Annotated in this window: 23 protein-coding genes; 11 read left to right on the forward strand and 12 right to left on the reverse strand. The window is 62.8% G+C overall.

The window, feature by feature from the left end:
• Positions 1 to 109 precede the first annotated feature (109 nt).
• The 4 genes from FVW59_RS11355 to FVW59_RS11370 all read right to left on the reverse strand — a co-directional run bounded on the left by FVW59_RS11355 (position 110) and on the right by FVW59_RS11370 (position 6,827).
• Positions 110 to 1,450 (reverse strand): spinster family MFS transporter, encoded by a 1,341-nt coding sequence (locus tag FVW59_RS11355; RefSeq protein WP_187275855.1) that lies wholly within the window; start codon positions 1,448 to 1,450, stop codon positions 110 to 112.
• On the reverse strand, positions 1,440 to 3,485 hold the full coding sequence (locus tag FVW59_RS11360) for an oxidoreductase (RefSeq protein ID WP_148064438.1): 2,046 nt from the start codon (positions 3,483 to 3,485) through the stop codon (positions 1,440 to 1,442). Before FVW59_RS11360 ends, FVW59_RS11355 begins: the two co-directional genes overlap by 11 nt.
• A gap of 3 nt (positions 3,486 to 3,488) precedes the next feature.
• The gene (locus tag FVW59_RS11365; protein WP_148064439.1) at positions 3,489 to 5,774 is read right to left on the reverse strand and encodes a TonB-dependent receptor; all 2,286 of its coding nucleotides are present in this window, start codon (positions 5,772 to 5,774) and stop codon (positions 3,489 to 3,491) included.
• A gap of 117 nt (positions 5,775 to 5,891) precedes the next feature.
• Positions 5,892 to 6,827 carry an aromatic ring-hydroxylating oxygenase subunit alpha gene (locus FVW59_RS11370; protein ID WP_148064440.1) on the reverse strand — a complete coding sequence of 312 codons (936 nt, stop codon included), beginning with the start codon at positions 6,825 to 6,827 and terminating at the stop codon, positions 5,892 to 5,894.
• A gap of 222 nt (positions 6,828 to 7,049) precedes the next feature.
• On the opposite strand from FVW59_RS11370, the gene FVW59_RS11375 reads away from it, so the two are divergent.
• The 4 genes from FVW59_RS11375 to FVW59_RS11390 are packed head-to-tail and all read left to right on the forward strand — an operon-like array spanning position 7,050 to position 10,381.
• Positions 7,050 to 7,838, forward strand: coding sequence for a class II aldolase/adducin family protein (locus tag FVW59_RS11375; RefSeq protein ID WP_148064441.1), 789 nt, complete (start codon positions 7,050 to 7,052; stop codon positions 7,836 to 7,838).
• Complete coding sequence (locus FVW59_RS11380; RefSeq protein WP_148064442.1) at positions 7,835 to 8,761, forward strand: TauD/TfdA dioxygenase family protein; 927 nt, start codon at positions 7,835 to 7,837, stop codon at positions 8,759 to 8,761. The genes FVW59_RS11375 and FVW59_RS11380 overlap by 4 nt, the downstream gene beginning before the upstream one ends.
• Positions 8,751 to 9,962: a thiolase C-terminal domain-containing protein gene (locus FVW59_RS11385; protein WP_148064443.1), complete on the forward strand. Its 1,212-nt coding sequence runs from the start codon at positions 8,751 to 8,753 to the stop codon at positions 9,960 to 9,962. The genes FVW59_RS11380 and FVW59_RS11385 overlap by 11 nt, the downstream gene beginning before the upstream one ends.
• A 2-nt stretch (positions 9,963 to 9,964) precedes the next feature.
• Positions 9,965 to 10,381, forward strand: a complete 417-nt coding sequence (locus FVW59_RS11390) for a Zn-ribbon domain-containing OB-fold protein (protein ID WP_148064444.1) — start codon at positions 9,965 to 9,967, stop codon at positions 10,379 to 10,381.
• Between the two features lie 7 nt (positions 10,382 to 10,388).
• Here the strand turns inward: FVW59_RS11390 and FVW59_RS11395 are convergent, their stop codons facing one another.
• Positions 10,389 to 11,456: a medium chain dehydrogenase/reductase family protein gene (locus tag FVW59_RS11395; protein ID WP_246139713.1), complete on the reverse strand. Its 1,068-nt coding sequence runs from the start codon at positions 11,454 to 11,456 to the stop codon at positions 10,389 to 10,391.
• Between the two features lie 196 nt (positions 11,457 to 11,652).
• On the opposite strand from FVW59_RS11395, the gene FVW59_RS11400 reads away from it, so the two are divergent.
• On the forward strand, positions 11,653 to 12,420 hold the full coding sequence (locus FVW59_RS11400; protein WP_148064445.1) for a sterol desaturase family protein: 768 nt from the start codon (positions 11,653 to 11,655) through the stop codon (positions 12,418 to 12,420).
• A gap of 127 nt (positions 12,421 to 12,547) precedes the next feature.
• Here the strand turns inward: FVW59_RS11400 and FVW59_RS11405 are convergent, their stop codons facing one another.
• Genes FVW59_RS11405 through FVW59_RS11420 form a run of 4 tightly spaced genes read right to left on the reverse strand, consistent with a single transcriptional unit; the run spans position 12,548 to position 16,413 of the window.
• Positions 12,548 to 13,294 (reverse strand): SDR family oxidoreductase, encoded by a 747-nt coding sequence (locus FVW59_RS11405; RefSeq protein WP_222711479.1) that lies wholly within the window; start codon positions 13,292 to 13,294, stop codon positions 12,548 to 12,550.
• Between the two features lie 28 nt (positions 13,295 to 13,322).
• On the reverse strand, positions 13,323 to 14,087 hold the full coding sequence (locus tag FVW59_RS11410; protein WP_148064447.1) for an SDR family oxidoreductase: 765 nt from the start codon (positions 14,085 to 14,087) through the stop codon (positions 13,323 to 13,325).
• Positions 14,084 to 15,547 carry an aldehyde dehydrogenase family protein gene (locus FVW59_RS11415; RefSeq protein WP_148064448.1) on the reverse strand — a complete coding sequence of 488 codons (1,464 nt, stop codon included), beginning with the start codon at positions 15,545 to 15,547 and terminating at the stop codon, positions 14,084 to 14,086. The genes FVW59_RS11410 and FVW59_RS11415 overlap by 4 nt, the downstream gene beginning before the upstream one ends.
• A gap of 8 nt (positions 15,548 to 15,555) precedes the next feature.
• The gene (locus tag FVW59_RS11420) at positions 15,556 to 16,413 is read right to left on the reverse strand and encodes an NAD(P)-dependent oxidoreductase (RefSeq protein ID WP_148064449.1); all 858 of its coding nucleotides are present in this window, start codon (positions 16,411 to 16,413) and stop codon (positions 15,556 to 15,558) included.
• A gap of 158 nt (positions 16,414 to 16,571) precedes the next feature.
• Here FVW59_RS11420 and FVW59_RS11425 point away from each other — a divergent pair, with 158 nt between their 5' ends.
• Entirely contained in the window at positions 16,572 to 17,537 is a 966-nt protein-coding gene (locus FVW59_RS11425) for an aromatic ring-hydroxylating oxygenase subunit alpha (protein WP_148064450.1), read from the forward strand.
• A 9-nt stretch (positions 17,538 to 17,546) separates the two neighbouring features.
• Here FVW59_RS11425 and FVW59_RS11430 read toward each other — a convergent pair whose 3' ends face one another.
• A complete protein-coding gene (locus tag FVW59_RS11430) occupies positions 17,547 to 18,623 on the reverse strand; it encodes a phosphotransferase (protein ID WP_148064451.1) in 1,077 nt (358 codons plus the stop codon).
• A gap of 125 nt (positions 18,624 to 18,748) precedes the next feature.
• On the opposite strand from FVW59_RS11430, the gene FVW59_RS11435 reads away from it, so the two are divergent.
• From FVW59_RS11435 to FVW59_RS11455, 5 genes are read left to right on the forward strand one after another with little or no spacing between them, the layout of a single operon-like run.
• Positions 18,749 to 19,804, forward strand: a complete 1,056-nt coding sequence (locus FVW59_RS11435; RefSeq protein ID WP_148064452.1) for a TIGR03857 family LLM class F420-dependent oxidoreductase — start codon at positions 18,749 to 18,751, stop codon at positions 19,802 to 19,804.
• A 50-nt stretch (positions 19,805 to 19,854) separates the two neighbouring features.
• A complete protein-coding gene (locus tag FVW59_RS11440) occupies positions 19,855 to 21,153 on the forward strand; it encodes a hypothetical protein (RefSeq protein WP_148064453.1) in 1,299 nt (432 codons plus the stop codon).
• A gap of 4 nt (positions 21,154 to 21,157) precedes the next feature.
• Positions 21,158 to 22,021: a TIGR03619 family F420-dependent LLM class oxidoreductase gene (locus tag FVW59_RS11445; RefSeq protein ID WP_148064454.1), complete on the forward strand. Its 864-nt coding sequence runs from the start codon at positions 21,158 to 21,160 to the stop codon at positions 22,019 to 22,021.
• A 34-nt stretch (positions 22,022 to 22,055) separates the two neighbouring features.
• Complete coding sequence (locus tag FVW59_RS11450; protein WP_148064455.1) at positions 22,056 to 22,880, forward strand: hypothetical protein; 825 nt, start codon at positions 22,056 to 22,058, stop codon at positions 22,878 to 22,880.
• On the forward strand, positions 22,877 to 23,884 hold the full coding sequence (locus FVW59_RS11455; protein ID WP_148064456.1) for an SDR family NAD(P)-dependent oxidoreductase: 1,008 nt from the start codon (positions 22,877 to 22,879) through the stop codon (positions 23,882 to 23,884). The genes FVW59_RS11450 and FVW59_RS11455 overlap by 4 nt, the downstream gene beginning before the upstream one ends.
• Positions 23,885 to 23,901: 17 nt before the next feature.
• On the opposite strand, the gene FVW59_RS11460 is transcribed toward FVW59_RS11455, so the two are convergent.
• Both FVW59_RS11460 and FVW59_RS11465 read right to left on the reverse strand, forming a co-directional pair.
• Entirely contained in the window at positions 23,902 to 24,321 is a 420-nt protein-coding gene (locus FVW59_RS11460) for a nuclear transport factor 2 family protein (RefSeq protein WP_148064457.1), read from the reverse strand.
• Positions 24,322 to 24,451: 130 nt separating this feature from the next.
• On the reverse strand, positions 24,452 to 25,072 hold the full coding sequence (locus FVW59_RS11465; protein ID WP_187275856.1) for a TetR/AcrR family transcriptional regulator: 621 nt from the start codon (positions 25,070 to 25,072) through the stop codon (positions 24,452 to 24,454).
• Positions 25,073 to 25,137 lie beyond the last annotated feature (65 nt).

Below are 25,137 nucleotides of genomic sequence, written 5' to 3' on the forward strand. Positions count from 1 at the left end.
CAGGCGGCGGGCGCTTTGGGTCGCCCATCCAGCTCCACCACAAAACATATCACTTTCAATGTTTATAATGGAAGTTGTTTATAAATCCCCGCCATCAAATCGGTACAGTTTATTGATACGCAGACATCTGCCGCCCCGCCTGCCAGTAGGCCAGCGCCGCCAGCAGCGGGGCCGCACTGATCACCAGCAGGGAATAGCGCACCGCCTCATCGCCGTGAACCGGTGCCAGCCGGGCGTTGAGATCGCCAATCAACAACGGGCCGAGACCGGTGCCGACCAGGCTGGCGATCATCGACCACGTCGCGGCAGCCACGGAGCGGCTGTGCCCCGGCACCAGTTGCACGGCCAGCGACATGGCTGCCGGCGACCAGCAGGCGCCCACCAGCGAGGCGGCAATCGACAGCACAAAAGCCTGGGGCATGATCCCGAATAGCATCGGTGCTACGGGATAGAGGTAAAAGCCGACTGTTAGCGGCACCAGCAGAAGGCAGGACAGTGCCGGCAACCACACATACCAGCGCTGGTCGCGCTGGGCCAGCCGGTCCAGCAGGTAGCCGAACAGCAGCGCGCCCACCACCGTGGGCAGGGCGCTGGTCACGAAATACCAGCCACCCGCCTCGGCCGCGCCCATGCCGTACACGCGGCGCAGGAAGGTCGGTTCCCACAGGGCGCGCCCCATGCTGGGAATGCTGATCAGGCAGGTAGCGAGGGTGAGATAGACAAAGGGCCGGATCGCCGCCAGCTGTCGCAACTGGCGCCACAGGCTATCGCCGCCTGGCTCGGTATCGCGCTGGCGGTAATCGCGCACGGTCAGCACAAACAACAGCGCCAGCAGTACACCCGGCAGTCCCACGCTGATCAGGGCAAATCGCCAGCCCCACTGGGCACTGGCCCAACCGCCGTAAACCGTGCCCACCGCCAGGCCCGCAATAGCGCCGACGGTGAGCAGTGACATGGCGCGGGCGCGGCGCTCCGGCGCCACATACTCGGCAATCATGGCCTGGTTGGGTGGACTGGCGCCGGCCTCCCCCAGCCCCACCCCGAGCCGGGTGAGTGCCAACTGGGTGAAATTCTGCGCCAGTCCGCCGAGGGCCGTCATCAGGCTCCAGCTGAACAGCGCCAGGGATACCACCTTCGGCCGCGACCAGGCATCTGCCAGCCGCGCCAGGGGAATACCCGCCAGGAAATAGGTGACAGCGAAAGCCAGGCCCATGACAAAGCCCATCTGTCGGTCGCTGAGGGCCAGGTCGAGGCGGATGTCATCCACCATCACCGACAGGATGGTGCGATCACAGGTATTGAATACGGTGACCAGGAAGATCAGTAGCAGGACATAGCGGGTGTAGGCTCGCGTCGGCGGCGCCGGATTGTCGGGATCGGCATCGGCCACTGCATCCGGCAATAGCGGTTGATCGGCCGCAATCGCGGCGGCACCGGTGTCAGAGGCCACAGACAGCCCGTGCGGCCTGCTCGGTGGCCTGGCGTATCAAGCCCAGGCCAGTACAGTCACCGATGGCAATGACCCGGTCGCAAACGCCTTCCAGTTCCTCTGCGAGAGTGGTATCCGCCACCGGCTCGCCGGCGATCACGGCGGTGTCGGCGGCGATACTGCCCGGCTTTCCATCCCGGGAAAAATGTACCGCGGCCCGCTCGATACGCTCTACCCTGATGCCGGTAATAAGCACCACACCGGGCCGGTCGAGCCGCACCATCTGCTCCTGGCGGCGCTTGGGGCCGACTTCCGTGGCCAATTCGATACGCTCGCTGAGCAGGCTCACCTGCCGGCCCCGCCTGACGATGAACTCCGCCAACTCCACCGCCGCCAGGTCGGAGCCGACAATGCAGACCCGTTTGCCAAAGGGCAGGTAATAACGCGTCAGGCGACGCAGCAGGGCCGGTGTCAGGCGCGACTGTATCCGAGACGGTGCGGCCGCCGCCAGGCGCAGCGGCCAGCGGGAACCCGGTGCCGGCTCACCCGCACCGGACAGTGCGTGGCGCAACTCACTGCCGCTGAAAATACGCGCACCGGCCACGCGAGGAATATCGGGCACCTCGACCCTGGCACCGGTCGCCACCAGCACCGCATCGGGCCGCAATGCCGCCACCTTGTCCCGCGTCGCGGTATTGCCCAGTTGCACATCCACCCGAAGTCGCTCGAGCTCGTTGCGCAGGAAGTGCAGCAAGGGTTCGTTATCGCTGTGCACCGTGGCGGCAAAGAACAGTGAGCCGCCCAGTCGCGGCGAGCGCTCCAGCAGGGTCACCCGGAAGCCTCGCTCCGCACTCAGGCGCGCCGCTTCCATGCCAGCGGTACCGCCGCCGATTACCACCACGTGCTTGCGCTGTATGGCTGGCACGACAGCAAGCTCCGTCTCGCGCCCGCTGAAGGCATTGACGGCGCAATTCATATTCGCATCGAACGGGGCGATCAGCATGGAATCGATACAGTTCTGGCAGCTCAGGCAGCGGCGCAGTTCGCGCTCCCGCCCCTGGCGCAGTTTGTTGGGCAACTCGGGGTCCGCCAGCAGTGGCCGGGCCATCATCACCACATCGGCGCTGCCCTGTTCCACCACCTGCAGGGCCACTTCCGGTCGGTGGATGCGGCCCACCACCATCACCGGCACATCCACCACCGCGCGAATGGCCGCCGCCACCGGTGCGTTGTAGGCCTCGGGATAGGCAGGACCGCAGACGATCTGGCCCACCAGTTTGTCGTGTGACACGCCGCCACTGACCTGTATGCAGTCGGCCCCGGCCGCCACCAGTTGCGGCGCCAGTAACTGGGTTTCCCACAGGGCGCGGCCGTCGAAGCTGTCCTCGAAGCCGGAGATACGCACCGTCACCGGAAAATCACGGCCCGCTACACGCTTGATCCGTCGCAGGGTTTCCAGCAGCATCCTGGCGCGCCCCTCCAGGTCGCCGCCATAGTCATCTTCACGCCGGTTGCGCTGAGTGGAGAGGAATGAGCCCAGCAGCATGTAAGCGTGGGCGGCGTGCAGTTCCATGCCGTCGTAGCCCGCTTCCCGGGCCCGCACCGCCGCGGCGGCGTAAAGATCCATAATGGCGTCGATTTCCTCCACCGCCAGCACTCGCGATGGCCAGCCAGTACCGGCAGCCACGCAGACCGATGGCCCCACCGGATCAGTCATGGATTCCGGACCGGGATGGGAAATCTGTGGCTGGATCTTCGCGCCCTCGGCGTGCACGCGCTCCACCAGGCGCCGGTGACCCTCGATAAAGCGCTCGTCGCCGAGTGACAGGGACTGGGGCTGGTAGCGCTGGGCGGTATCCACCGAGCACATTTCGACAGTGAGCAGACCCACACCGCCGCGGGCGCGGGTGGCGTGGTATTCGATCAGGCGCTCACTGACTTCAAAGTCTGCGGTGCCAAAGTTGGTGGTCATCGCCGACATGGCGATGCGATTGGGTATCTCCATCGAGCCGATCGCAACCGGCTCGAACAAGCGGGCGTAGGGGCCGGTGGGCATGGCCTAGAAGTTGTACTTCGCAGTGACTCCAACGGTGCGCGGCGCAAGCTGGTTCTGCACTTCTATGTAACCGGTTTCCACTGTGCCGCTGTTGACTGGATCCAGCACTGGCGGGATCGGCTTGACCTGGAGCAACGTCGCGCGATCAAAGAGATTCTTGCCCCACAGGAAGACATCCCAACTGCCGTCCTGTGACCGGAGACCGGTGTAGAGGTCGACAAAAGCGTAACCCGGCAGATCGTCATCGATACTGGCAGCAAACCGGCTGCTCTCGGCCTTCAGCAGGCCGCGCACATACCATTCGCTGCCGATACGGGACAGCGGCAGCGAGTACTCGCTGGTCACTACCCCCGACCACTGCGGCATACGGCCCGCCGGTTCGCCGGTCAGGTCGCAGGTATTGTAGGCATACTCAACGTCCGCTATCGGGTCGCCATTGGTACAGGGCACGCCCTTGGCGTCGGTGAACTCCGTCTCGTTATAGCTGGCGGAAATACTCATCAGCCAGTTGGTATCGATGAGGTAGGAGAACTCCGCCTCGACTCCCATGGTTTCCGCTTCGCCCACGTTCACCACGGTATCGGTCTGGCCGATGCCGCCGCCGTCAATCTCGGGCTGGCGGAAGGACACCGCGTTGGTCTGGTACTGGTAGTCGGTATAGGTCTGGTAATAGGCCGCCACGTTCAGCAGACCCCGGCTTTCCATCAGACTCCACTTCATGCCCAGTTCCAGGTTGTCACTGGTTTCCGAGTCGAAGGCGCCGAACTCTGTCGGCTGGGCGCGGCCGGATATATTGGCGGCACCGGCGCGCCAGCCGCGGTCATAGGACCCGTAGACCATCATGTCCATGCTGACGTTGTACTGGTATTTGACGGTGCCGGTCCAGGCGCCCTCATCCATTTTCTGGTCTTCCAGCGCCACGCCATCACGGGTGATGACCTGCACCGGACCCACTTCGGTACCGTCGGGCTGGAGAAGAAAGGCCTGGGTTTCGAAGGGCTGCTCCGAAAAGCGGTCTTCATAGGTATAACGCAGGCCCACCGTCAGTATACCGGCATCGTTGAAGTCGAAACTGTTGTGCAGGAATGCCCCCCAGCCATCGCTGTCATTGGTGGCCGGGCCGGTGGTGTAGGTTTTGACATTGATGCCAGGGATGGGCGCTATGAAATTCTGCACATCCACTCCGGTCAGGCTGCTGCTCTCGGCGTAGAACAGGCCTGCGGTCCAGTCCCAGAAATCGTTGCCGATGGAAGCCAGCCGCAACTCGGTATTGATGACTGGCGACACGTCCGAGGGCACATCCTGGGTTCCCCCGCGCACGGCGACAAAGTCGAAGTCGAGGAACTGCTCCACCTGGTCTTCCTGGTAGCTGCTGACCGAGGTCAGCGTCCAGTCATTGGGCAGGGTGTAATTCATCTCCAGCACGGTGTACTTGGAGCGGCTCTCCAGCCAGGAGTTGTCACCGCCCAGTGCCACCCGGTCCTCGTAGTCGATGCCGCTGCCGTAGAGCACCTGGTCAACATCGAGGTCGCTCTCGTTCTGGGTGTAGGACAAGCGCAGGTCGAACACATCGCTGGGCACCCAGCTCACCACCACGCGACCACCAGTGTAGTAGTCGGTGTCTTCTTTGCCGGTGGTGAGGTTCTTGACGTCGTCGTCACTGTCCTGGCTGTACAGGCCGGACACCCGCACGCTCAGCTCATTCTTGATCAGGGGGATGGATACGCCAAACTGGGTATTGGAGCCGCCGCGCTGGGAGAAGGACTGCTGCACATAGCCGTCCATCACCTCCATATTGGGGCTGCGGGACTGCATGGTGATGGCGCCGGCGGGCGAGGCCTTGCCATAGAGCGTACCCTGGGGGCCGCGCAGCAGTTCCAGCCGCTCCAGGTCGAACAGGCCGGCAAACAGGCCGCGCTCCTGGCTGACATAGGCCCCGTCCCAGTAGATGGTCACACGGGGGCTGACGGCGGCATCGAGGTCGGTTCCCATGCCGCGCACGGCAATCTCGGTGTCATAGCCCTGGCCGTTGATTGAAAAGCCCGACACCAGTTTTTCCAGGTCGGTCAGTTCAAAGGTGGCGAACTGGTTCAGCTGGTCGCCACTGATGGCGTTCACAGTCATCGGGATATCGGCCAGTGATTCGGATTTCTTCTGGGCGGTAACGATCACCTCTTCCAGCACCATGGCGTTATCCTGGCCCAGGGCGGGAAGGGCGCAGAGTGCAACCACTGCGGCGGCCAGCGGCTTCATGGCGGGGCGACAGATTCCCCGGGTGGCGTACAACATAAATCAATCCCCGCTTCTTATAGTTTAAGGGTGACGCCGCCGGGCTTGCGGCGAACAGGCAGGTGCCCGACGACCAGGCCAGTATATTATATTTCGTTTCTAGTGCAATGTTTTTGATCAGGCCGTGTAGAACTGCCCTGCCCAGCGACGGAACTTGGCGATCGGCCCGTCGCCGTCACACAGGCGCGGGTCTGCGAGGTAGCGTTTATTCTCCCAGATGGGAATGTCCTCCCCCAGTTGCCGGTTTACCTCTTCCACAAAGGCCATGGCGATGCGATCAACCTTCGGGTCATCGCCCGGGTTGTGGTACCAGACATGGTTGTGCTGCTCGCTGGTCTCGCTGTCGATCGGTACGTTGGTGGTAACCATGCAGATATCCACCAGTGTCGAGTAACGCACCACAGACCAGCCGAATCCGAGACTGTCGGTATTGAGCGTGCCCTCCACCGGCCCGCGCGAACTGGGGAACAACTGCCTGCTGCGCATGATCATGGCCGGGCCTTCAAGCGTAAACTCGTCGTAACTGGCCTCACCGGGGTGCTTGTGAATGGTCAGGAAATGGGCACTGTCGGCGGTGTTTTCCGCCATTTCCTGCAGGCAGGTGGCGATGCGATGGGGGCGGCTGATCGGTCCTTTCCAGGCGGAATCGACGCATTCGGGTATCTCCGGCAACTGCCATAGCGGCGCTTCGCCATCCGGGTGATACCAGGCCATCAGCACCCCGTAGTACGCCTGCAGGGGGTAGGTTTTCAGACAGGCCTTGTCGTTGAGGCGTTTGGCGTAATCAATCTCCCGCACTGCGCCACTGCCATCGAACCGCCAGTGGTGAAACGGGCATTCGAGCAGCTCGCCCTTCACCTTGCCGCCCACGGCGAGGTTGGCGCCCAGGTGGGGGCAGTACAAGTCCTGCAGGTGAGCACCGCCCTGCTCGTCCCGCCACAGCACCAGGTCGCGACCGAAATAGTAGACCTGGCGCACATCGCCGGGTGCCAGATCGGCGGCATATCCAACGTGGAACCAGCCGTGGGGGACAGGAAAGGGGAATCGACTCATGACAGCACTCTCGTTGTTATGCGATTGTCTGGCACTTTAGAGTGGAATCCGAACAGGATGAGGTCAAGGGCAATAACATTTCCACTGCAACTTAATATTGCCGGTACAAAGACTTGAGCCGCCCGGCGCCAATCCCCTGCAAGGTGCACCGCCACTGCCTTTCCGCGCCCCCGGTCGGTTATGCTCCAGCGTGGATAAAAACATAAACGGAGGGTCTCCAGCGTGGAGCGATTCGAACATCTCAACCGCGATATTATGGCCGCCATTGCCCCGCGACCGGGGCGCTATCCGCTGCTCGGCCAGGTATCGCTCAAGGGCCAGGTCGCCCTGCTCTGTCGCATGGCCAGCCGCGAGGGCTGGAACGAGCACCTGGCCGGCCATATCACCTTGCGCCTGGCGGACGGCAACCTGCTGTGCAATCCCTGGGAGCTGACCTGGGATGAAGTCACCGAGGCCGACATCATCACCGTCAACACCAGGGGCGAGGTGCTGGACAGCGACTGGAACGTGACCCCGGCCATCGGCCTGCACCTGCAATTGCACGCCGCCCGCCAGGACGTGCACGTGGTGATGCACAACCACCCCGAGTGGAGCGGCCTGTGGGCCTGTCTCGGCGAATCACCGCCGCCACTGGACCAGGCCGGCGCCTATGTCGACGGACCGCTGCCGGTGTTCAGTGAGTACGACGGCACCTTTGACGACCAGAACATCACGGCCTCACTGGTGGAGGCGCTGGGCGACGCCAAGTGGGCGCTGCTCGCCAATCACGGTTCCCTGGTACTGGGCGCCAACCTGCGCCAGGCCCATTTGCGCATGGCCACCCTAGAATGGCGCAGCAAGCGCGCCTGGCAGGCGCGGCTGGCGGGCGGCGGCAAGGCCCTGCCCGAGGCCATGGTCAAGCAGATCGCCCTGCCCGACGCCAACGGCTTTCCCTTTCTGTTCGAAGCCATGGCCCGCCGCGAGCTGCGGCAGGACCCGGGTATCCTCAATGCAGCGGAGACAACAACATGAGTTTGCAGGTAAAGCCACTGGACAACGTTGGTGTGGAAGTCAGTGGCTTCGATATCAACGCCCCTATTTCCGACGCCCTGGCAGCCGAGCTGAAGGCCATCTGGCTGGAGCACGGCATTGTGCTGTTCCGCAACCAGGACATCGACCCCGGCAAGCAGATTGAATTCAGCCGCATCTTCGGGCCGCTGGAAATGCATCCGCTGAAAGCCACTACCAATGACGAATACCCGGAACTGTTCGAGCTGGTCAATGAGCCGGGCAAGGACGAATACGCCACCGCCTTCTACAATGGCGAGACCCTGGTCAACAAACTCGACTGGCACATGGACCTGCACTACACCGGAAAGCCCAACCACGGAGCGGTGCTACGGGCGGTGGTCTGCGCCAGCGAGAAGGGATTGACCGGCTTTGGCGACCTGGCCAAAGCCTGGGACGCTCTCGACGCGGAAAAACAGGCGCTACTGGAAAAGCTCGAGATCGTGTACTGCTTTGCCATGCAGCGACGCAATATGCGTTTTGTCGACATGACTGGCTATCAGCCCGGTCCGAAAAGCCCCAAAAACCCGGCCCAGATGCGCTTTCCCAACTTCGCCGACGTCGCCTATCCCGCGGTGGTCACCCACCCGATCACCGGGCGCAAGGTGCTGGAAATTGTCGAGCTCAACCTGGACCGGGTGTACGCGCCGGCTCGCGCCGGTCTGTGCCACGACGAGGCCATGGACCTGCTGCGGGAACTGGTCGAGCACATTCGCCAGCCCGAGTTTCACTACTTCCACGAATGGCGCGAGGGCGACATGGTGCTGTGGGACAACTGGCGCGCCATGCACTGCACCACCGGCACCCGCCCCGGCGTCAACCGGCTGATTCACCGCACCACCATCGCCGGCGACGCCACCCTGGGCCGGGTGCTGGATGAAGGCTGAAGCGGACTGGGGCAGCGGCACCGCCCTGCCCGATATCCGCGGCCAGGTCGCCATCGCCGGTATTGGCGAGACTGCCTACAGCGGCCCCTCGGACCGCACCAGCAAGGGCATGGCCGCCGAGGCCATCGCGCGCTGTGTTGCCGATGCCGGTCTCACACCCGACGATATCGACGGCATCATGTACAGCGGCGCACTGGGCGACCAGTTCAGCGCTGACGACTTCCGCGCGCACTTCGGCACCCGCCACGCCATGTGGGAATCCGGCGACGGCGGCGGCATGGTGTGGGCCGCTACCGCCCCGGCACAGGCCGCGGAGGCCCTGCGCAGTGGCAAGGCCAGGTACATCGTCAACAGTTTTGCCGTGGACTGGGCCAGCAAACGCGGGGCCATGGCCGGCGGCCCCGGCGCCTGGCACGCCTCGGAGCTGATCAAGGCGCAGCTGGAACTGCCCTTTGGCTGGTTTCCCCAGCCCCTCTATTTTGCCACCTTCGCCAGCCGTCACATGCACGAATACGGCACCACTGAGGCTCAACTGGGCGAGCTGGTAACCGCCTTTCGCCGCCACGCCAACAGCCAGCCCGATGCCGTCATGAAGGACCGGGCGCTATCGCTGGAAGACTACCTGAACCGCCCCCACCTGGCATCGCCCCTGCGGGTGGAGGACTGTTGCCTGATATCCGACGGCGGCGCGGCCTACCTGATGACCACACCGGAGCGAGCCAGGGACCTGCCGCAGCGGCCGGTCAGCGTGGAAGGTGTGGGGCACGGCATCATTGCCAACGCGCCCTATATCTCCCAGCAGGGCGACATTACCAGCACGCCGCAGCACTTCGCTGCACCCGGCGCCTATGCCATGGCCGGCCTGGGCCCCGCGGATATCGACGTGCTCGGCATCTACGACTGCTTCAGCATCACAGCGCTGATGCAGATCGAGGACATGGGCTTTTGCGCCAAGGGCGAAGGCGGTGCCTTTGTGGAGGGAGGCCGACTGGACTATCAACGCAGCCGCCGCCTGGGCGGCCTGCCCACCAATACCCACGGCGGCCTGCTGTCCCACGCCTACGTGCTGGGTATCGCCCATGTGGTGGAACTGGTGAAACAGCTGCGCGGCCAGGCCGCCAACCAGGTCGACAGCCCGCAGCGGGCCGCCTACGCCGGCTTTACCGCCGACGAGGCGGGCACTTTGATTCTGGGAGTGTAAGGATGCTCGAACTGCAACCCGACCTCGAACACCCGCTGACCGGCCCCTTCTGGCGGGCCAGTGCGCAACAGCAACTGGCCATACCCGGCTGCGAACAGTGCGACCGGCTGGTCTGGTATCCGCGGGAGGCCTGCTCCCATTGCGGGGCAGGACTGTACTGGCGGACGCTGTCGGGCCGCGGCACGCTGGCCGCCTTCAGCGTGGTAAAGCGCCCACTGTTTCCGGCTTTCGCAGCCTTCAGCCCCTATGTCTGCGCACTGGTGGCACTGGAGGAGGATCCGGCGGTGCGCCTGGTCAGCCAGGTAGTCGACTGCGATACCAGCCAGCTGGCCTGCGACATGCCGCTATCAGTGGTATTCCGGGAACTGGCGCCGGACGGCTGCAAGCCCTACCTGGCGCCGCTTTTCAAACCCTGCTGAACACCTTTCAGGAAGCGCTACAGTCCAGTACCACTTTACCGGCGATACTGCCGGTATCAATCTGCCGGTGCACGTCCGGTGCTTCGCGCAGCGGCCGCACGGCAGCCACCGCCGGCTGTAGTCGTCCCTCGGCCAGCCACTGCATGAGTGTCGACAGATCCTCGCGAAACTCCTCCGGCAGTTTCTGCCGGCGCCGCTGGATGTTGTAGAACACACTGCGGCGGGAGTCGGGCAGCAGGGGCCACAGGGCCAGCAACTTGGCAAAGCCCCACAACAGGCCAGGCAGTTTTTCCTCGCCGGTCGTCAGTTGCAGCGCCCCAAAAGCGACCAGCGTCCCCCCCCTGGCCAGACAGCGGTAAGAGCGCGACCAGGAGGCGCCACCCAGAGTGTCAAATGCCGCCTTCACGCCCTGCCCACCGGTCTCCCGTGCGATCACCGCTTCGAATTTCTCATTGCGGTAATCGATAGGCGTAGCGTCAAAGGAGCGCACCAGTTCATGCTTGCCCGCAGAGGCGGTACCAAAGACCTGCAGGCCCAGTTCACGCCCCAGTTCCAGTAATGCGGTGCCCACTGCGCCCCCCGCGGCGTGTACCAGAATGGCATCCCCGGCACTGAGGCTGCACTCCCGGGTCAGCATCTGGTAGGCCGTGGTATAGGACAGGATCATGCACACTGCCGCCGCGGGGTCGAGCCCCGCCGGGCAGCGCACCAGTCGCTCTGCATCGGTACAGAGATATTGGGCGTAGCCACCAATCACCGGCATTTCCGCAACAAAGTCCCCTGGCGCCAGGTCAGTGACACCGGCGCCCAGCGCATCCACAACGCCAAAATAGTCGTAACCGGGCGTAAAGGGTGGCTTGTCTTTGACATCCACATACTGGCCCTGGCGGATAATGGTGTCGGTAAAGCCCGTGCCGGCGGTCAACACCCGCACCCGCACCTGCCCCGGCCCGGGTTGCGGCAGGCCCTGCTCGTCGATCACCTGCAGCACCTCCGGCCCGCCGAAACGGGAGACTTCCACCCGCTGCCAATGTACCGGTGAGTTTGCATCCACCGTACCTGTTGCTTCCGCCACTGACTTTCCCCTTCTGCCATACCGGCTGGAATGCCGGCTTTTATGCTCTGATCGCGATTGCCGATGTTAGCTGCCCGAACGCTGGCTGCAACCGTATTCTGCCCTGACCTACAGTTTAATCAAGTTACCTTGACTATTAGTCAATCATTATTTACTTTAGCCACCTACATTCCCCAGCTAACAGAGGATTTGCAGGATGCCCCTCGAATACAACTGGCAGGCCGCCCTGCTCACCTTTCTTATCCTCGGTGCCTGTATCGCCCTGGCCCAGCGCCTGGCATTCATGGTTCCGGCCATCGCCCGCACCCGCCAGGTGAACCGCGACGAGAACCAGCGCAAGTGGCGCGAGCTCGCCAGGAAATACCACCACCGGGTGAAACCCGCCCAGAAAATTGGCCTGAGTGTGAACCTGGGCTTTTACATCGTGATCCTGCCCTTCTTTGTCACCCTGAGTGCGCAGCCGCTGTGGCGGATCGCTCTCGACGTGGTGCTGATCCTGATGGTCTACGACCTGTTCTACTACGGTGTACACCGCTTCCTGTTCCACGGAAAGGGTTACTTCCGCCGTGTTCACGCCGTTCATCACCAGGCCCGCAGCCGGGTGACGTCCATCGACTCCTACCTGCTGCACCCCTGGGAGATCGTGATCGGTACCGGCCTCTACTTTGCCACCATTGTGTTGCTGGGCGTGCTCGGCCTGTCCCCCTTCCATGTGGCGACCATCGTGATCTCGAACTTTATCTACACCCAGTTGAACCAGGTCAATCACTGCCGTATCGACCTGGACGGCTTCCCCTTCCGCACCGTTAACTGGATTGCGATGAAGCACGACGCCCACCACCTGGACATGCACCGGGGCAATTACGCCACCATTACCCTGCTCTACGACAAGCTGTTCGGAACCATCGAAATGCACCCTCTGGAACTGCAGGATGCAGAGGCCAGGGGACAGGCAAGCACCTGATCGTGGAGGCGCAGTCAGTGACCCGGCACGGTCAGCGTTTGTGCTGCGAGCGTAAGGTTTTCACTCGTACAAAGGGCGCACTGGGCGCCCTTTGTGATGGACAATCGCTTGCTGGAACCCGAGGCCCTCAGGGGCGCATGAACTGCCCGCCGTCCACGTTCAATACGTGACCGGTAATCCAGCTCGCCTCGTCGGACAGCAGAAAGAGGGCTGCGTCTGCCATATCCGACGGCTGGCCCAGGCGCTTGATAGGCATGCTCTTGACCATTTCCTTGGCGTAGTCCCCCGCGGTTTTTTGCAGCGCTCCGGTTTCGGTCGGTCCGGGCGCAATCGCATTGATGCGGATGTTGCGGCCACCGAGTTCGTGGGCAAGGGACTGGGTGATACCGTTCAGGGCGAGTTTGGCGACGCCGTAGAAACCCATCCCCATCCACGCCGCGGTGGAGGACTGATTCACAATGGCGCCACCGCCGGCGGCGGTCATGGCGTCCACCACCGCGCGCGTCATGATCAGGGCGCCGTGGGCGTTGATGCGCATAAATTTTTCCAGGTAGTCCATATCCACCGTCAGGTAGCCTTCTATCTTCATGTCGCCGAAGATCGCCGCATTGTTGATCAGGTAGTCAATGGCTCCAAAGGCTTCCACGGCGGCTGCTGCGCAGTCCCTGCCTGACTGTTCGCTGCCAACATCGGTTTTGACGAACAGGGCACGGGCGCCACTGGCCTCGATCTCGGCTGCGACGCGCTTGCCCCCTTCTTCACTCAGTTCGGCAATCACCACATTCATGCCCTTTGCCGCACAGGCTTTGGCGTAAGCTTCGCCAATACCGCCACCTGCACCGGTGACGATGACCGTTTTTCCGTTGAAATCCATGATCTATTCCTCGTTGTTATCGCTGCAGTTACAGTTCGGGTTTGGGTATCGGTTGATTGGGACGCACTTCCAGCAGATCCACCGCCACCCCCCGGGGATAGCTGAAGACGTGAGCGACCGCCTGGGCGACATGTTCCGGCAGCATGCCGCTGTCCATGTCCGGCCCGGTTTTCATCCAGGCCTCAAAACCGCGGTGAATTCTCTCCGCGTCCCAGCCGTCGGCAAAATTGGTCCAGGCGGCGCCGGGGCGCACACAGGTGACGCCGATACCGTCGCGCTGCACTTCCTGGCGCAGGTCGCGGGTAAAGCGTTCCACCGCCGCCTTGGTGGAGGCGTAAATCGACAGGTGGGACATCTCGTCGTAGTGCCAGGCGCTGGCGGAGGAGATGTTCACGATCCGCGCATTGGGTCGCCCCCGCAGCAGGGGGATGGCCGCCTTGCAACAGAATACGGTGCCGAGGAAGTTGGTGTTCACCTGCTGAATGACTTCGCTTTCATCCAGGTCGTCTACCGCTCCGGGGCGGGCCATGCCGGCGTTATTCACCAGGCCGTCAATGGGCCCGGACAGGTCGGCGAAGCCGCGGCGGATGGCGTCAGGGTCGGCCACATCGCAGACCACTCCCGCCGCACAATCGGTACCGAGGGCGGCGACTGCGTCGTCCAGTGCCGCCTGGCGCCGCCCCAGCAGGGTCACCCGTGCGCCATTCCCCACCAGTTCCCGGGCGATGGCCAGGCCAAAGCCACTACCGCCGCCAGTGACAACGATATGCTGTCCTTGCAGGTTGTCCGTCATACTCCCACCGCGATGGTCTTGGTTTCCAGGTACTCCTCAAAACCTTCAGGGCCCATTTCCCGCCCTACGCCGCTCTGCTTGTAGCCACCAAAGGGCGCATCGGCCGCATAGAAATTGCCGCCATTGACGCACACCGTACCGCTGCGCAGGCGCCGCGCCACGCTCAGGGCGCGGGCCTCGTCGGCGGACCACACGCCGGCGGACAGGCCGTAGTCGGAGTCGTTGGCAATGCGGATTGCGTCTTCTTCGTCGTCGTAGGCAATCACCGCCAGCACCGGCCCGAAGATCTCCTCGCGGGCGATGGTCATGTCGTTAGTGACATCCATAAACACCGTGGGCTCGACGTAGAAGCCTTTCTCGAGTTGTGCCGGCTTGCCGCCCCCCAGTAACAGGCGCGCGCCCTCGGCCTTTCCCTTCTCGATGTAAGCCAGCACGCGCTCGCGCTGCTTGGCGTTGACCAGCGCTCCCATAATCTGGCTGTCCGAGGAAGGATCCCCGTATTCGATAAAAGTGAAATAGGTTTTCAACAGCTCCTCCACCTCCGCCTGGCGGCTGCGCGGGATCAGCAGGCGGGTCTGGATGGCGCAGCCCTGGCCGGCGTGAAAGCACACCCCCAGGGCGCTGAGCAGGCTCTGGCTGAGATCGGCATCATCCAGCATGATGTTGGCCGACTTGCCGCCGAGTTCCAGGAAGACCTTTTTCACCGTCTGTGCGGCCGTCGCCATAATGTGCTTGCCGACAGCGGTGGAACCAGTGAAGGACACCATGTCCACCCGCGGGTCGCTCACCAGTTGCTCGCCCACTTCCCGCGGGTCCGATGCAGTGACCACGTTAAAGACACCGGGGGGAATGTCGGTACACTCTTTCACCACGCGCCCCAGCAGGGTCGCCGCCCACGGCGTATCCGGCGCCGGCTTGAGCACTACGGTGCAACCGGCAGCGAGGGCCGGCACGCACTTGGCCAGGTTGATCTGCAGGGGCACGTTCCAGGGCGTAACGCAGGCGACGACGCCCACAGCCTCTTTCTCCACCAGGCGCCGGCTCTTCATGCCCATCATCTCGGACTCGCCGATATCGCGGCTCCACTGGAAGTTCGGCAGTTCCCCGATGGTGAAATCCATAAAGGAAATCGGCACTTCGCACTGGGGGCCGCCGCTGCCACAGATACCCAGCGGCGAACCGGTTTCAGCGGCGATCTGCGCCTTGAAATCCTCCAGCCCGTCCAGCAGGCCCGCTTTCAGCTGCTTCAGACATTCCAGACGGAATGCATGATTGGTGGGCCAATCGGTGGTATCGAAGGCGCGACGGGCAGCGGCGATGGCGCGCTCCATATCTTCCGGTGTTGCATCGGCCACCTGCCCCATCACTTCTTCAGTGGCCGGGTTCAGGTTCGGGTACACGCGGCCAGCGCTGGCCTCGCACAGTTCGCCGTCGATAAACAGTCGTGATTCGGGATTCATTGCAACTCCTAGGCCTTGTTCATAAACAGGTCGTAGACCACTTCCCGCAGTCGCGCGGTAGAGGGCAGGCTCACCCCCAGCTCCTCAGCCGAGGACAGCGCACAGTCGAGATCTTTTTCTCCGAGGCGGCCGAAGGGGCCGAAGATGGCGGCCATTTCCTCTTCCGTGCAGCCAGCCGCGAGGGCATTGCGGTTGCTGACAAACCTGTGCATGGACTCGTTCACCACACCGTTGGACAGACCCACCTCGCGTAGCACATCCACCGACAGACCACCGGCCTCCGCCAGTCGGCAGGCTTCCGACATGGCCATGAACTCGGCATAGGTCATCAGGTTATTGCACAGTTTGAGCAGCATGCCGGCGCCGAGCTCGCCGGCGTGGACGATACGCTCGCCGGAAGTTTCAAACACCGGTGTCGCGCGGGCAACTTCGTCGGCAGTACCACCCACCATGTAGCACAGGGTCCCCGCCTCGGCGCCGGTGGGTCCGCCGGTGATACCGGCATCGATCAAACTGATCCTGGCGGTCCGGCAGTCTGCGCCCCAGCGCTGCAGCGCCGCCCGGCTGACGGTACTGTGAATGGCAATCAGGGTACCGGGAGCGGCGTTGGCGATCAGTCCACCCTCGCCGTAAAGCAATTCTTCGACCTGGTGGTCATCACGCACGCAGATGCCAATGTGCTGGCAACGGGAGGCCAGCTCGCCCGGACTGGCGCAGGCAGTTGCCCCCTTATCCACCAGCTCCTGCACTGCGGCGTCAACCACGTCGTAGACGAAAGTCTGCCATGGCCCCTGCAGCAGGCGCACCGCGCTGGGTTTTCCGATGCTGCCGAGACCGATGTAACCGGCGCTGGAAAGTGCGGACATGATTATTATCTCCTCCAGTCAGGGCCGGCGGCATCGACACCGCCAGCATTCGGGCATGTTACGAGCGGGCTTCGAGTTTTGTCAATTATATTTGACCATTAGTCAATTGGTATTTACTATATACCCGATAATGAACCCAGACACACTCAGGATCCCCCATGACTGAACGCCTCTCCATGCCCATTCCCTGCGGCTGGTTCGTGGTCGCCTACGCCGACGAGATCGCTGTCGGCCAGTCCCGCCCCCTCACCTACTTCGGCCGCGAACTGGTGCTGTTTCGCACCGAGAGCGGTAAAGCCGCCCTACTCGATGCCTACTGCCCACACCTGGGCGCCCACCTGGGCTACGGCATCCACGGCAGCAGCGGCGGCGGCCGCATCGAAGGCGAAACCATCGTCTGCCCCTTCCACGCCTGGAAGTTCAACCCCGAAGGCGAAGTGAAGGAAATTCCCTACGCGAAAAACATTCCGCCCAGGGTGAGGGACAAGCCCTGCCTGCAGGCCTATCACATCGTGGAGACCAACCAGGTCATCTACGCCTGGTTCCACCCCGAGGATATTGCCCCGCTGTGGCAGCCGGAGACCTTTCCCGAAGCCGACAGCGACGACTGGGCGCCCCTCAAACGTTTCGAGTGGACCATCCATACCACCTGCCAGGAGATGGCCGAGAACGGCTTCGACTCCGCCCACTTCCGCTATGTGCACCAGACCGGGACCTTTCCCGAATCGGACATCAACTTCAGCGATCACGTCAGCCAGACCGTACAGCGCGCAGACCTGGAAACACCGCGGGGCACGGTAAAGGGCAGCATCACGTCCCGCGGTGTCGGCCCCGGCCAGGGCTTTACCCGCTTTGAGGGAATCGCCAACACCATGCTGTTTGGTCAGGTCACCCCTGTGGACGCCGGAACGGTGCATGTGCGCTTCGCCTTCACCCAGCCCAAGGTCAACGGCGAAGTGGTCGAGGGCGGCGTCAATGCGGCCATCGTGGCGGATATCTGCAAACAGGTGTCGGAGGACATCCCCATCTGGGAGCACAAGATCTACCGCGACCAACCCATACTTTGCGACGGCGACGGTCCCATCAGCCGCTTCCGCCGCTGGTATTCACAGTTCTACGCCTGACACCCGGGATCACGCCGGCAGAAATTCGCCGGCACCCACATCCAGGCAGTGCTGCAGGTGGCGCTGGATCATCAACTGGAACATGGCGTCGCCGCGCTCGTCGGCGGAACTGAAACTGGCGCCGAGAATGGTGATCAGCAAACCGTGCATGGCGTATTCCCGGTACTGGGCCCAGCACTCCACAAAGGGCAGGTCGACCCCGTCCTGCGCCAGCCAGTCGCAGTAGCTGGCCACCAGTTCACCCTCCCAGGCGCGGCGGTCAGCGGTATCCACGCTGCCGCCGAGAAAGTAAGCCGCGTCAGTCAGTACGCTGGATTCACTCACCGTCTGCCAGTCCACCACCGTGGCCCGCTGCGAACCAAACAGCAGGTTCTCGGCGCGGAAGTCACCGTGGACCAGGGTCTTGGGGCCCTGCAGGCGTACCGTGAAGTGGGCGGCGTGCTGCACAAAGCGCTCACCGAAGGCCAGACAGGCCGGCGACAGGCCGGCGCCGAAGCGGTCGACAAACCCGGGCCAGCTCTGCTCCAGCAGGGCCTGCCCGAAGGCGCCGCCATCATCTCTCGCAGCAGTCAGCACGTGGTCCAGGGCGGCGATGCTTTCGTCACCGTAGTAGGCCGCCGCCAGCCGGGCCACCTCGCGCAGCGCCATTTCCGCCTGACGCCGAGAGGCGCCTTCGAGGTTGCTGCCGGGACGCGCGTCCACAAGGTCCTCCATCAACAGCAGAAACCCGGTGCGGCAATCGCTGATTTCAGACGCGTAGATGCGCGGGGTGCGCATCGATGTACCGCCGGCGAGGTGGCGGTAGAACATCACTTCGTTGTAGTAGGCACCGCCAGCGCCGGCCATTTCCCTGGCTTTCGGGTCTTCGGCCGGCAGCTTTGCAATCAGGGTCGTGGGCGCACCGCCCTGCTCACCGGCGTAGCGCAGGGAAAGCCGGGCATTACTGCCCATCTTGCCGTGCCCGATGAGGGTGGCATCCACCGCCGTCACTTCGCCTTCGGCAAGCACGCCATCAGCGAGCAGATAGTCAGTCAATCGCTGCGGCGTCAGCGCCTCCGGTGTTTGCGGAAAGTCACCTGTGGACATCTTCTACCCCTTGTTATTGTTTATTGAACTGTAATGCCAACGAAAAAATGACACACTTACATTTCTTTTGAAAGGTTTTTGGCTAGAATGGGCGCACTCATTTGCAAAGCCATGCGAGGAAACAAATGGACAATGCGGCATTCCCGGAACTGAGCTGCTACCTGCTGCCGGGCCACACAACATCCCCCGCCGACGCCATCGCAGAGGCACAACAGGCCGAAGCACTCGGCCTGGGCCGGGTGTGGCTGTCGGAGCGCTTCGACGTCAAAGATGCCGGCGTCATCTGCGCCGCCGCCCTGGCGACAACACAGCGAATCCGGGTTGCCACCGCCGCCACCAACTTGCACACCCGCCATCCCATGGTGCTCGCCACCATGGGGGCCAGTCTGCACTACCTGTCCCATGGTCGCTTCGAGATGGGACTCAGCCGCGGGGTGGCCATTCGCAACCAGCTGATGGGGCTCGACAATGTCAGCAACCAGCAGATTGTCGAAGGGGTGGAGCTTCTGCGCACACTGTGGCGCGGTGAGAAGGTGATGGGCTACCAGGGCGCCATGGGCAACCTGCCCTACCTCAACATGGGTGACTGGATGCAGGCGGAGATACCACTGCATTTCGTCGGCTTCGGCCCCACCAGCCTGCGTTTCGCCGGCGCCCACTTCGACGGCATCCACCTGCACACCTTCATCACCCCCCGCGGATTGCAGCGGGCCAGGGCACTGGTCTCCGAGGGCGCCGAAGCCGCGGGCCGCGACCCGGGCAAGATCAACATCCACGCCGTACTCGCCACCGCCTGCAGGCCCACACGGGAAGACTACCTGCGCAAACTGGTGGCGCGCATGGCCACCTACATGCAGGCACCGGGCTATGCAGAACTGCTGATCGAGCTGAACGGCTGGGATACAGCGGTACTGGAAGCCTTCCGCGCCAGCGAGGTGGTAAAAAGCATTCCCGGTGGCATCGACAGTGTCGCCACACTGGAACAACTGGAAGAGATCAGTGAACTCATCCCCGCCGAATGGCTGCACGCAGCCACAGGCGAACCCGAAGATTGCGCCCGCGCCTGGCAACAGGAACTCGACAACGGCGCTGACGGGGTAGTGATTCACGGCTCAACCTCGGAGGAATTTACCCCGGTACTGGACGCCTATCGCCGCTTGAGCGCCAATGCCGCAATGTAAAAATCGCCCAATCACTCGACACCCGGGTACATAAGCATAAGGAGCCCGCAATGCCGGCAAATACTGAACAGTCCAAAGTCTGTCAGTGGGACAGTCTGGACAAAGCAACCCTCGCCCACTTCGGGCGCGAAGTCATGCTCTGCAACCAGATTCACGATCGCGCACTCATGCCACTGATCGCCGTGCGCTGGAACGAAGCCCGTGTCACCCGCCAGGCACTCGACGAATGGATGGGCGCCAGCCCGGTCTACAACGCCCGCAACCGCGCCCTGCACAGCATGCAGGGCAACGGTGTGGACACCATCATGAAAGGTTTCCAGCTCGACATCGGCGCCCCCCACATGTGGCTCAAGTTTCACTACGATGTCAGGGATGCCGACTACGGGCAGTTCTGGCTGACCAGCTGCGGCGCCTACAACCATGTACGCGCCCTTACCCAGGCAAACCCGGCGGCCGAGACACAGATCTGCGTACACATGGAGGACCCGACCTTTGACGCCACGGTGATGGCGGTCAATGCCGGCGCCCGCTGTCGGCCGGTATTTCGCCCGCCCCACGGCGGGGACATTCCCGCCGAGGGGCCCTGCCGTTGGGAAGTGGCCATCGAACCCGGCGACCAGATTGAAGCGGTACAGTTTGGCACCTTTACAGACGCCGTCCGCAGTTCCCGCGCCGGCCAGTTCCAGTTCAGCGAAGGCCCGGCCTCAGATGATGGCATGGCCGACTACGCCGGGCCGTTCAAGCGCGATTTCACCCTGGAAGACCTGTGCTACAGCAAGCTGCTCACCCAGGTGAAGGAGTTCGCCCTGGATGTTCACCTGCTACAACGCGCCTCCTATCTCAGCCTGATGACGGACTACGGCCCCGAGGTGGTAAGCGAACTCATTGCCGAACACTGCGCAGCGATGGCACCGGTCTACCAGGCTCGCCTGCGCCGCCTGTTCGGCATAGAGGGCGAAGACATGGACGCCATTTTGCGCCTGCTTCAGGTGGACCCTCACTTTGTTCCCGAATATACGGCGAGTAGAGTCGAACTGATCGACGCCCGTAACGGCCGCCTCTGGATTGGCGACTGCGCCGCTATCGATGACGGCCAGGTCCAGGGCGTACTCACCGACATACTGGCTGGCAAACCCAATGGCTTGCTGCAGATTGTCCAGGCGGCCAACCCGAGAGCCAGCGTTAGCGCGATCACCAGCGACCTGCCCCCGGGTGCAGTGTACGGCTTCCACATCAGCATCGATCCGACTGCGACTCCGGCACCGACCTCGCCCTGGGCGGAACTGGCCGGCATGAACGGCCTGCTGGAAGCCGACCTGTCCCGTCACATCTATCACTACGAGGATTAAGCCGATGAAGCACTGGCAATGCATCGCCATGCTCGACATGAAGCAACTGCCGCGTCTGGCGCAGCACGCGGAGGAACTTGGCTTCGAGGGCATCAGCCTGGGCGAGCACCTGATCACCTTCTCGGAACAGTACGAGACCTACGATTACAGCAAGAACAGCATGATCCGCTGGTACCCAGAGACTCACTGGCCGGACCCCTGGGTACAGATCGCCGCCCTGTCGCAGATCACCACACGCCTGCGCTTCCTGACCAGTGTTTACGTACTGCCGATGCACACCCCCTTCGATGTCGCCAAGTCGGTGTCTACCGCGGCCAATATCAGTGAGGGGCGCATTATTCTCGGCGCCGGCATCGGCTGGCAGAAAAGCGAATTTGAACTGGTTGGCCAGGACTTCCACACCCGCGGCCGACGCTGCGATGAAATGCTGGAAGTGATGCAGAAACTGTGGAGCGGCGAACCCGTCAGTCACGAGGGGGAGTTTTTCCGCTTCCCCAGTTTGCAGATGTCACCCGGACTGGACCACCCGCTGCCTGTCTACATCGGCGGCTTCGCTGTCCCCGCCCTGCAGCGGGCCGCACGCCACGATGGCTGGATTGGCGGCCAGCACGAAATGAGCGAGGTGGAAGCACTGGTGCCCGCCCTGCTGGACTGTCGCCGGGCCACCGGTGCCAGCACCGACGATTTTGAAATCTGCCTTGGCCTGTACGACCCGAGCGAGTCCAACATGGCCCGCTGCGCGGAGCTTGGCGTCACCCAGTTGTACCGTCACGCCTTTTGCGACGAGAACGGCATGGCCAGCCGCATGAGCCTTGACGAGAAACTGCGGGACATGGAGCAGTTCGCCGAGCGCTATCTGGTTAACTGATTCCGCACGCCCAACATCGACTGCGAGTATTTTTATGACCTCCAAGTGGTTCTCTCCCAACGCCGACAAAGCCTGGATGGAAAAATGGCTGCTCGGCTTCATCCCGGTGTTTTTCGCCTACAACGCGCTGATGCAGGGGATGGGCTGGCTCGATACCAGCACCTTCTGGCACATAACCCAGAATGCCCTGATGTGGCTGCCCTGGTGCGTTTTCCTGCCCTGGTGGCTGCGCCGCAACAGCGATATTCCCTGGCGTGAAAGCTACTGGCTCAAGGCCAATCTGTTCATGTTCTGGTGGGTGTTTATCGCCACCTACGTACATACCGAGTATTTCTTCGAGGTGCTGGGCCTGCGCTACAACTTCCCCGGTGTCGACGCCTATTTCGACTCCGCCATTATCGGCCCGGAGGAAGCCGGCGCCCTCGCCGCCTACCAGAAGGTACCGCTTGGCATGTACCTGAACTCGGTCGCGTTTTTCCTGGTCTACCACAACTCGGCGGTGATCTTTATGCGCCGCATCCGCCACCTCACAGCCACCTGGGGCGTTACCGCGCGCCGTGTCGGATGGTGCCTGATCGTGGCCTTTACCTCGGTGTTCTGGGCCTGGGCGGAAACCCGCCTCTACATTACCGACAACGCCGCCGGTACCGTCTGGTACGAGAACCTCGACCAGATGCTGCTCTACGGCTCGCTCTATTATTCCCTGTATTTCCTGGTCGCCTTCCCCATCTACTACCGGCTGGATGAGGGCGATGAGCGCTGGTCCTGGAGCCGTGTTCTGATCGAGGCCAGCGCCGTCGGCATGCTGTCGATGCTGCTGATCGACTTTGCTTCCCACGTCATGGAGCCGCTGGCATGAAGGTGTTGATCACCGGCGCCACCGGACTGGTCGGCCTGTTTGCCGCGGTGCAGTGCCTGCGCGATAGACATACCGTCCGGGTACTGGTGCGCGACAGTGATAAGTTCAATCGCTGCCTTGCACCCTTTGACCTGACCGTGGAGCACTTCGAGATCGCGCAGGGTGACATTACCGACGCCGCCTCGCTGACACCCGCCATGGCGGGCTGCGATGCGCTGATTCACTGTGCCGGCATATTCTCGGACCGGCTGCAGGATGCGGAGAAGCTGCAGAACATCAATGTGGACGCCTGCCGCGACGTTCTGAACAAAGCGGTGGCACTGGGCATGGACCCGGTTGTGCACGTATCCAGCTACCTGGCCCTGTTCCCGCCGGCCGGCAAGGTGCAAACCGCCGATGACAGGGTGGCGCGGCCAAAAGCCATGTACACCCGCACCAAGGCTGCGGCCGAGCAGATTGCACGGGACCTGCAGGATGCCGGCAAGCCGGTGGTCACGATCTACCCGGGTTCCGTCCAGGGGCCGCATGACCCCACCTTCAGCATCGGCAGCCAACTGCTGGCACAGGCAATTCGCAGCGGTCGCTATCTGGTCACCGAAGGCGGTCGCAGTTTCACCGATGTGCGCGACCTCGCCCACCTGCTCAGCAAGCTGCTGCAAGCGGGCCGCGGGCCGCGTCGCATCATGTGTGGTGGTTACTACCTGAGTTACGAAGAACAGCGGGCGCTGCTGGAAAAGGTGTCCGGTCGCAGCATCAAGGCGCAGAGTATCCCCGGCCCCCTGCTGCGTTTTATGGGCTCATCCGCCGACCTGATCAGCCGCTTGAGTGGGCGGCAGTTCGCGCTCACCCGGGAAGCGGCGGAAGTGCTGACACGCTCGGTGCCCTGTGATGACCAGCCCGGGCTGATTGACCCGGGCTATCCGCTGGTAGGTGCGGAGCAGTCCTTTCGGGACCTGGTCGACTGGATGGCTGAAGCCGGCAAGCTGCGCCGCCGCACTGAATAGTGGACAGATCGGCGCTATCAGCCCATCAGGCCGGGCGGCAACTGATCGGCCAGCGCGTCCACATCCCAATAGACCTTGAGGGTCTGTAATTGCCCCGCCTCGTTCACCTCGTAGGTGGCAATCATCTCGATGTAGGTTTTCAGGCCATCGATGTTGTTGGCGGCGGTCATCGCCACCGCCACCACGTCCTCGCCACAGGGATAGCGCTTGTGAGGAATGATGGTGAGATTGCCGGGGCCAATCATCATGTCCCAGAACTCGGAAATGCGCGCCTTGCCCTGGAAGCCGGTGCCTTCGGGATCGTGGGGGGATTTGCCAACCGGGTCGTGCACTACGGCATCCTCGGCGAACAGGGACAGCCACTGTTCCTTGTTGCCGGCCATGGCATTGGCGATTGAGGCCTTGTGGGCGCGAATGGCGCGGGTGTCTTTATCCATCGTTATCACTCCAGCTGCGGTTGCCGAGCGGCGGGCGCCGCACGTTCAGGCTCTGTATAGCAGTTGCCGGTGACGCTGGCATCAGGAAGCCGTGAAATCTGCTCCGCCGTTTACGATGGTATACCCCGCCTCAGGCGTAGAGCATGTCGGTGACGGTGACTTTCAGGCGCTTGATATAGGGGCGCGGATCGAAACTCTCCGGCTCCAGCGCAATCTCAATCAGGATGCCGGTGAGCATGCAGTGTACGGTGTAGATGACTTCCTGGAAGAGCTTGTCGCTACCCTTGCTGTCGTGAAAGATGCGACGGGCCAGGTCCAGGTGGGCCCGGCGGCTGCGACTGATGGACAGGTCATTGCCGGCCTTGCCGTGCCCGCGGGTGGCCAGCAGGATCTCCATGGTCGCCATATACTCGTCACCCTGGTAGTGATACCAGGCGGCGTCCACGTACTTGGCTACGCGCCGCTCAGCGGTACCGGTGGTGAAGCGGTTGGCACTCAGGGTGTCGTGGAATTTCAGGTGGGAGCGCTGCAGGACTTCCTCGAGAATCTCGTCCTTGCCACCGAAGTGATGCTGTACGGCACCCCAGGTGACGCCGGCGCGCTTGGCAATCTGGCTGGAACTGGCGGCGGCAAACCCCTTTTCCTTGATCAGGCCGATCACTGCATTGATGATTTTGTCCTGAGTCGCCTTGCTTTTGGCCGCCTGACGGCCCATGGCGTCGATATCCGCCTGATCGAGTTCTATTGCCACGTACTTCCCCATCGTGAAACATTGCCAGTGAATGGGTGTTACTCTACCAGAGTCGCACTGGCCCA

The sequence above is a fragment of the Parahaliea aestuarii genome (genome assembly GCF_008064635.1).
Lineage (GTDB): Bacteria > Pseudomonadota > Gammaproteobacteria > Pseudomonadales > Halieaceae > Parahaliea > Parahaliea aestuarii.

Bases quoted from the DNA above. Each gene is read 5' to 3' on its own strand.
- FVW59_RS11360 (WP_148064438.1), bottom strand. From the start codon at position 3,485: ATGCCCACCGGCCCCTACGCCCGCTTGTTCGAGCCGGTTGCGATCGGC.
- FVW59_RS11365 (WP_148064439.1), bottom strand. From the start codon at position 5,774: ATGTTGTACGCCACCCGGGGAATCTGTCGCCCCGCCATGAAGCCGCTG.
- FVW59_RS11370 (WP_148064440.1), bottom strand. From the start codon at position 6,827: ATGAGTCGATTCCCCTTTCCTGTCCCCCACGGCTGGTTCCACGTTGGA.
- FVW59_RS11380 (WP_148064442.1), top strand. From the start codon at position 7,835: ATGAGTTTGCAGGTAAAGCCACTGGACAACGTTGGTGTGGAAGTCAGT.
- FVW59_RS11385 (WP_148064443.1), top strand. From the start codon at position 8,751: ATGAAGGCTGAAGCGGACTGGGGCAGCGGCACCGCCCTGCCCGATATC.
- FVW59_RS11390 (WP_148064444.1), top strand. From the start codon at position 9,965: ATGCTCGAACTGCAACCCGACCTCGAACACCCGCTGACCGGCCCCTTC.
- FVW59_RS11400 (WP_148064445.1), top strand. From the start codon at position 11,653: ATGCCCCTCGAATACAACTGGCAGGCCGCCCTGCTCACCTTTCTTATC.
- FVW59_RS11405 (WP_222711479.1), bottom strand. From the start codon at position 13,294: ATGGATTTCAACGGAAAAACGGTCATCGTCACCGGTGCAGGTGGCGGT.
- FVW59_RS11410 (WP_148064447.1), bottom strand. From the start codon at position 14,087: ATGACGGACAACCTGCAAGGACAGCATATCGTTGTCACTGGCGGCGGT.
- FVW59_RS11415 (WP_148064448.1), bottom strand. From the start codon at position 15,547: ATGAATCCCGAATCACGACTGTTTATCGACGGCGAACTGTGCGAGGCC.
- FVW59_RS11420 (WP_148064449.1), bottom strand. From the start codon at position 16,413: ATGTCCGCACTTTCCAGCGCCGGTTACATCGGTCTCGGCAGCATCGGA.
- FVW59_RS11425 (WP_148064450.1), top strand. From the start codon at position 16,572: ATGACTGAACGCCTCTCCATGCCCATTCCCTGCGGCTGGTTCGTGGTC.
- FVW59_RS11430 (WP_148064451.1), bottom strand. From the start codon at position 18,623: ATGTCCACAGGTGACTTTCCGCAAACACCGGAGGCGCTGACGCCGCAG.
- FVW59_RS11435 (WP_148064452.1), top strand. From the start codon at position 18,749: ATGGACAATGCGGCATTCCCGGAACTGAGCTGCTACCTGCTGCCGGGC.
- FVW59_RS11440 (WP_148064453.1), top strand. From the start codon at position 19,855: ATGCCGGCAAATACTGAACAGTCCAAAGTCTGTCAGTGGGACAGTCTG.
- FVW59_RS11445 (WP_148064454.1), top strand. From the start codon at position 21,158: ATGAAGCACTGGCAATGCATCGCCATGCTCGACATGAAGCAACTGCCG.
- FVW59_RS11450 (WP_148064455.1), top strand. From the start codon at position 22,056: ATGACCTCCAAGTGGTTCTCTCCCAACGCCGACAAAGCCTGGATGGAA.
- FVW59_RS11455 (WP_148064456.1), top strand. From the start codon at position 22,877: ATGAAGGTGTTGATCACCGGCGCCACCGGACTGGTCGGCCTGTTTGCC.
- FVW59_RS11460 (WP_148064457.1), bottom strand. From the start codon at position 24,321: ATGGATAAAGACACCCGCGCCATTCGCGCCCACAAGGCCTCAATCGCC.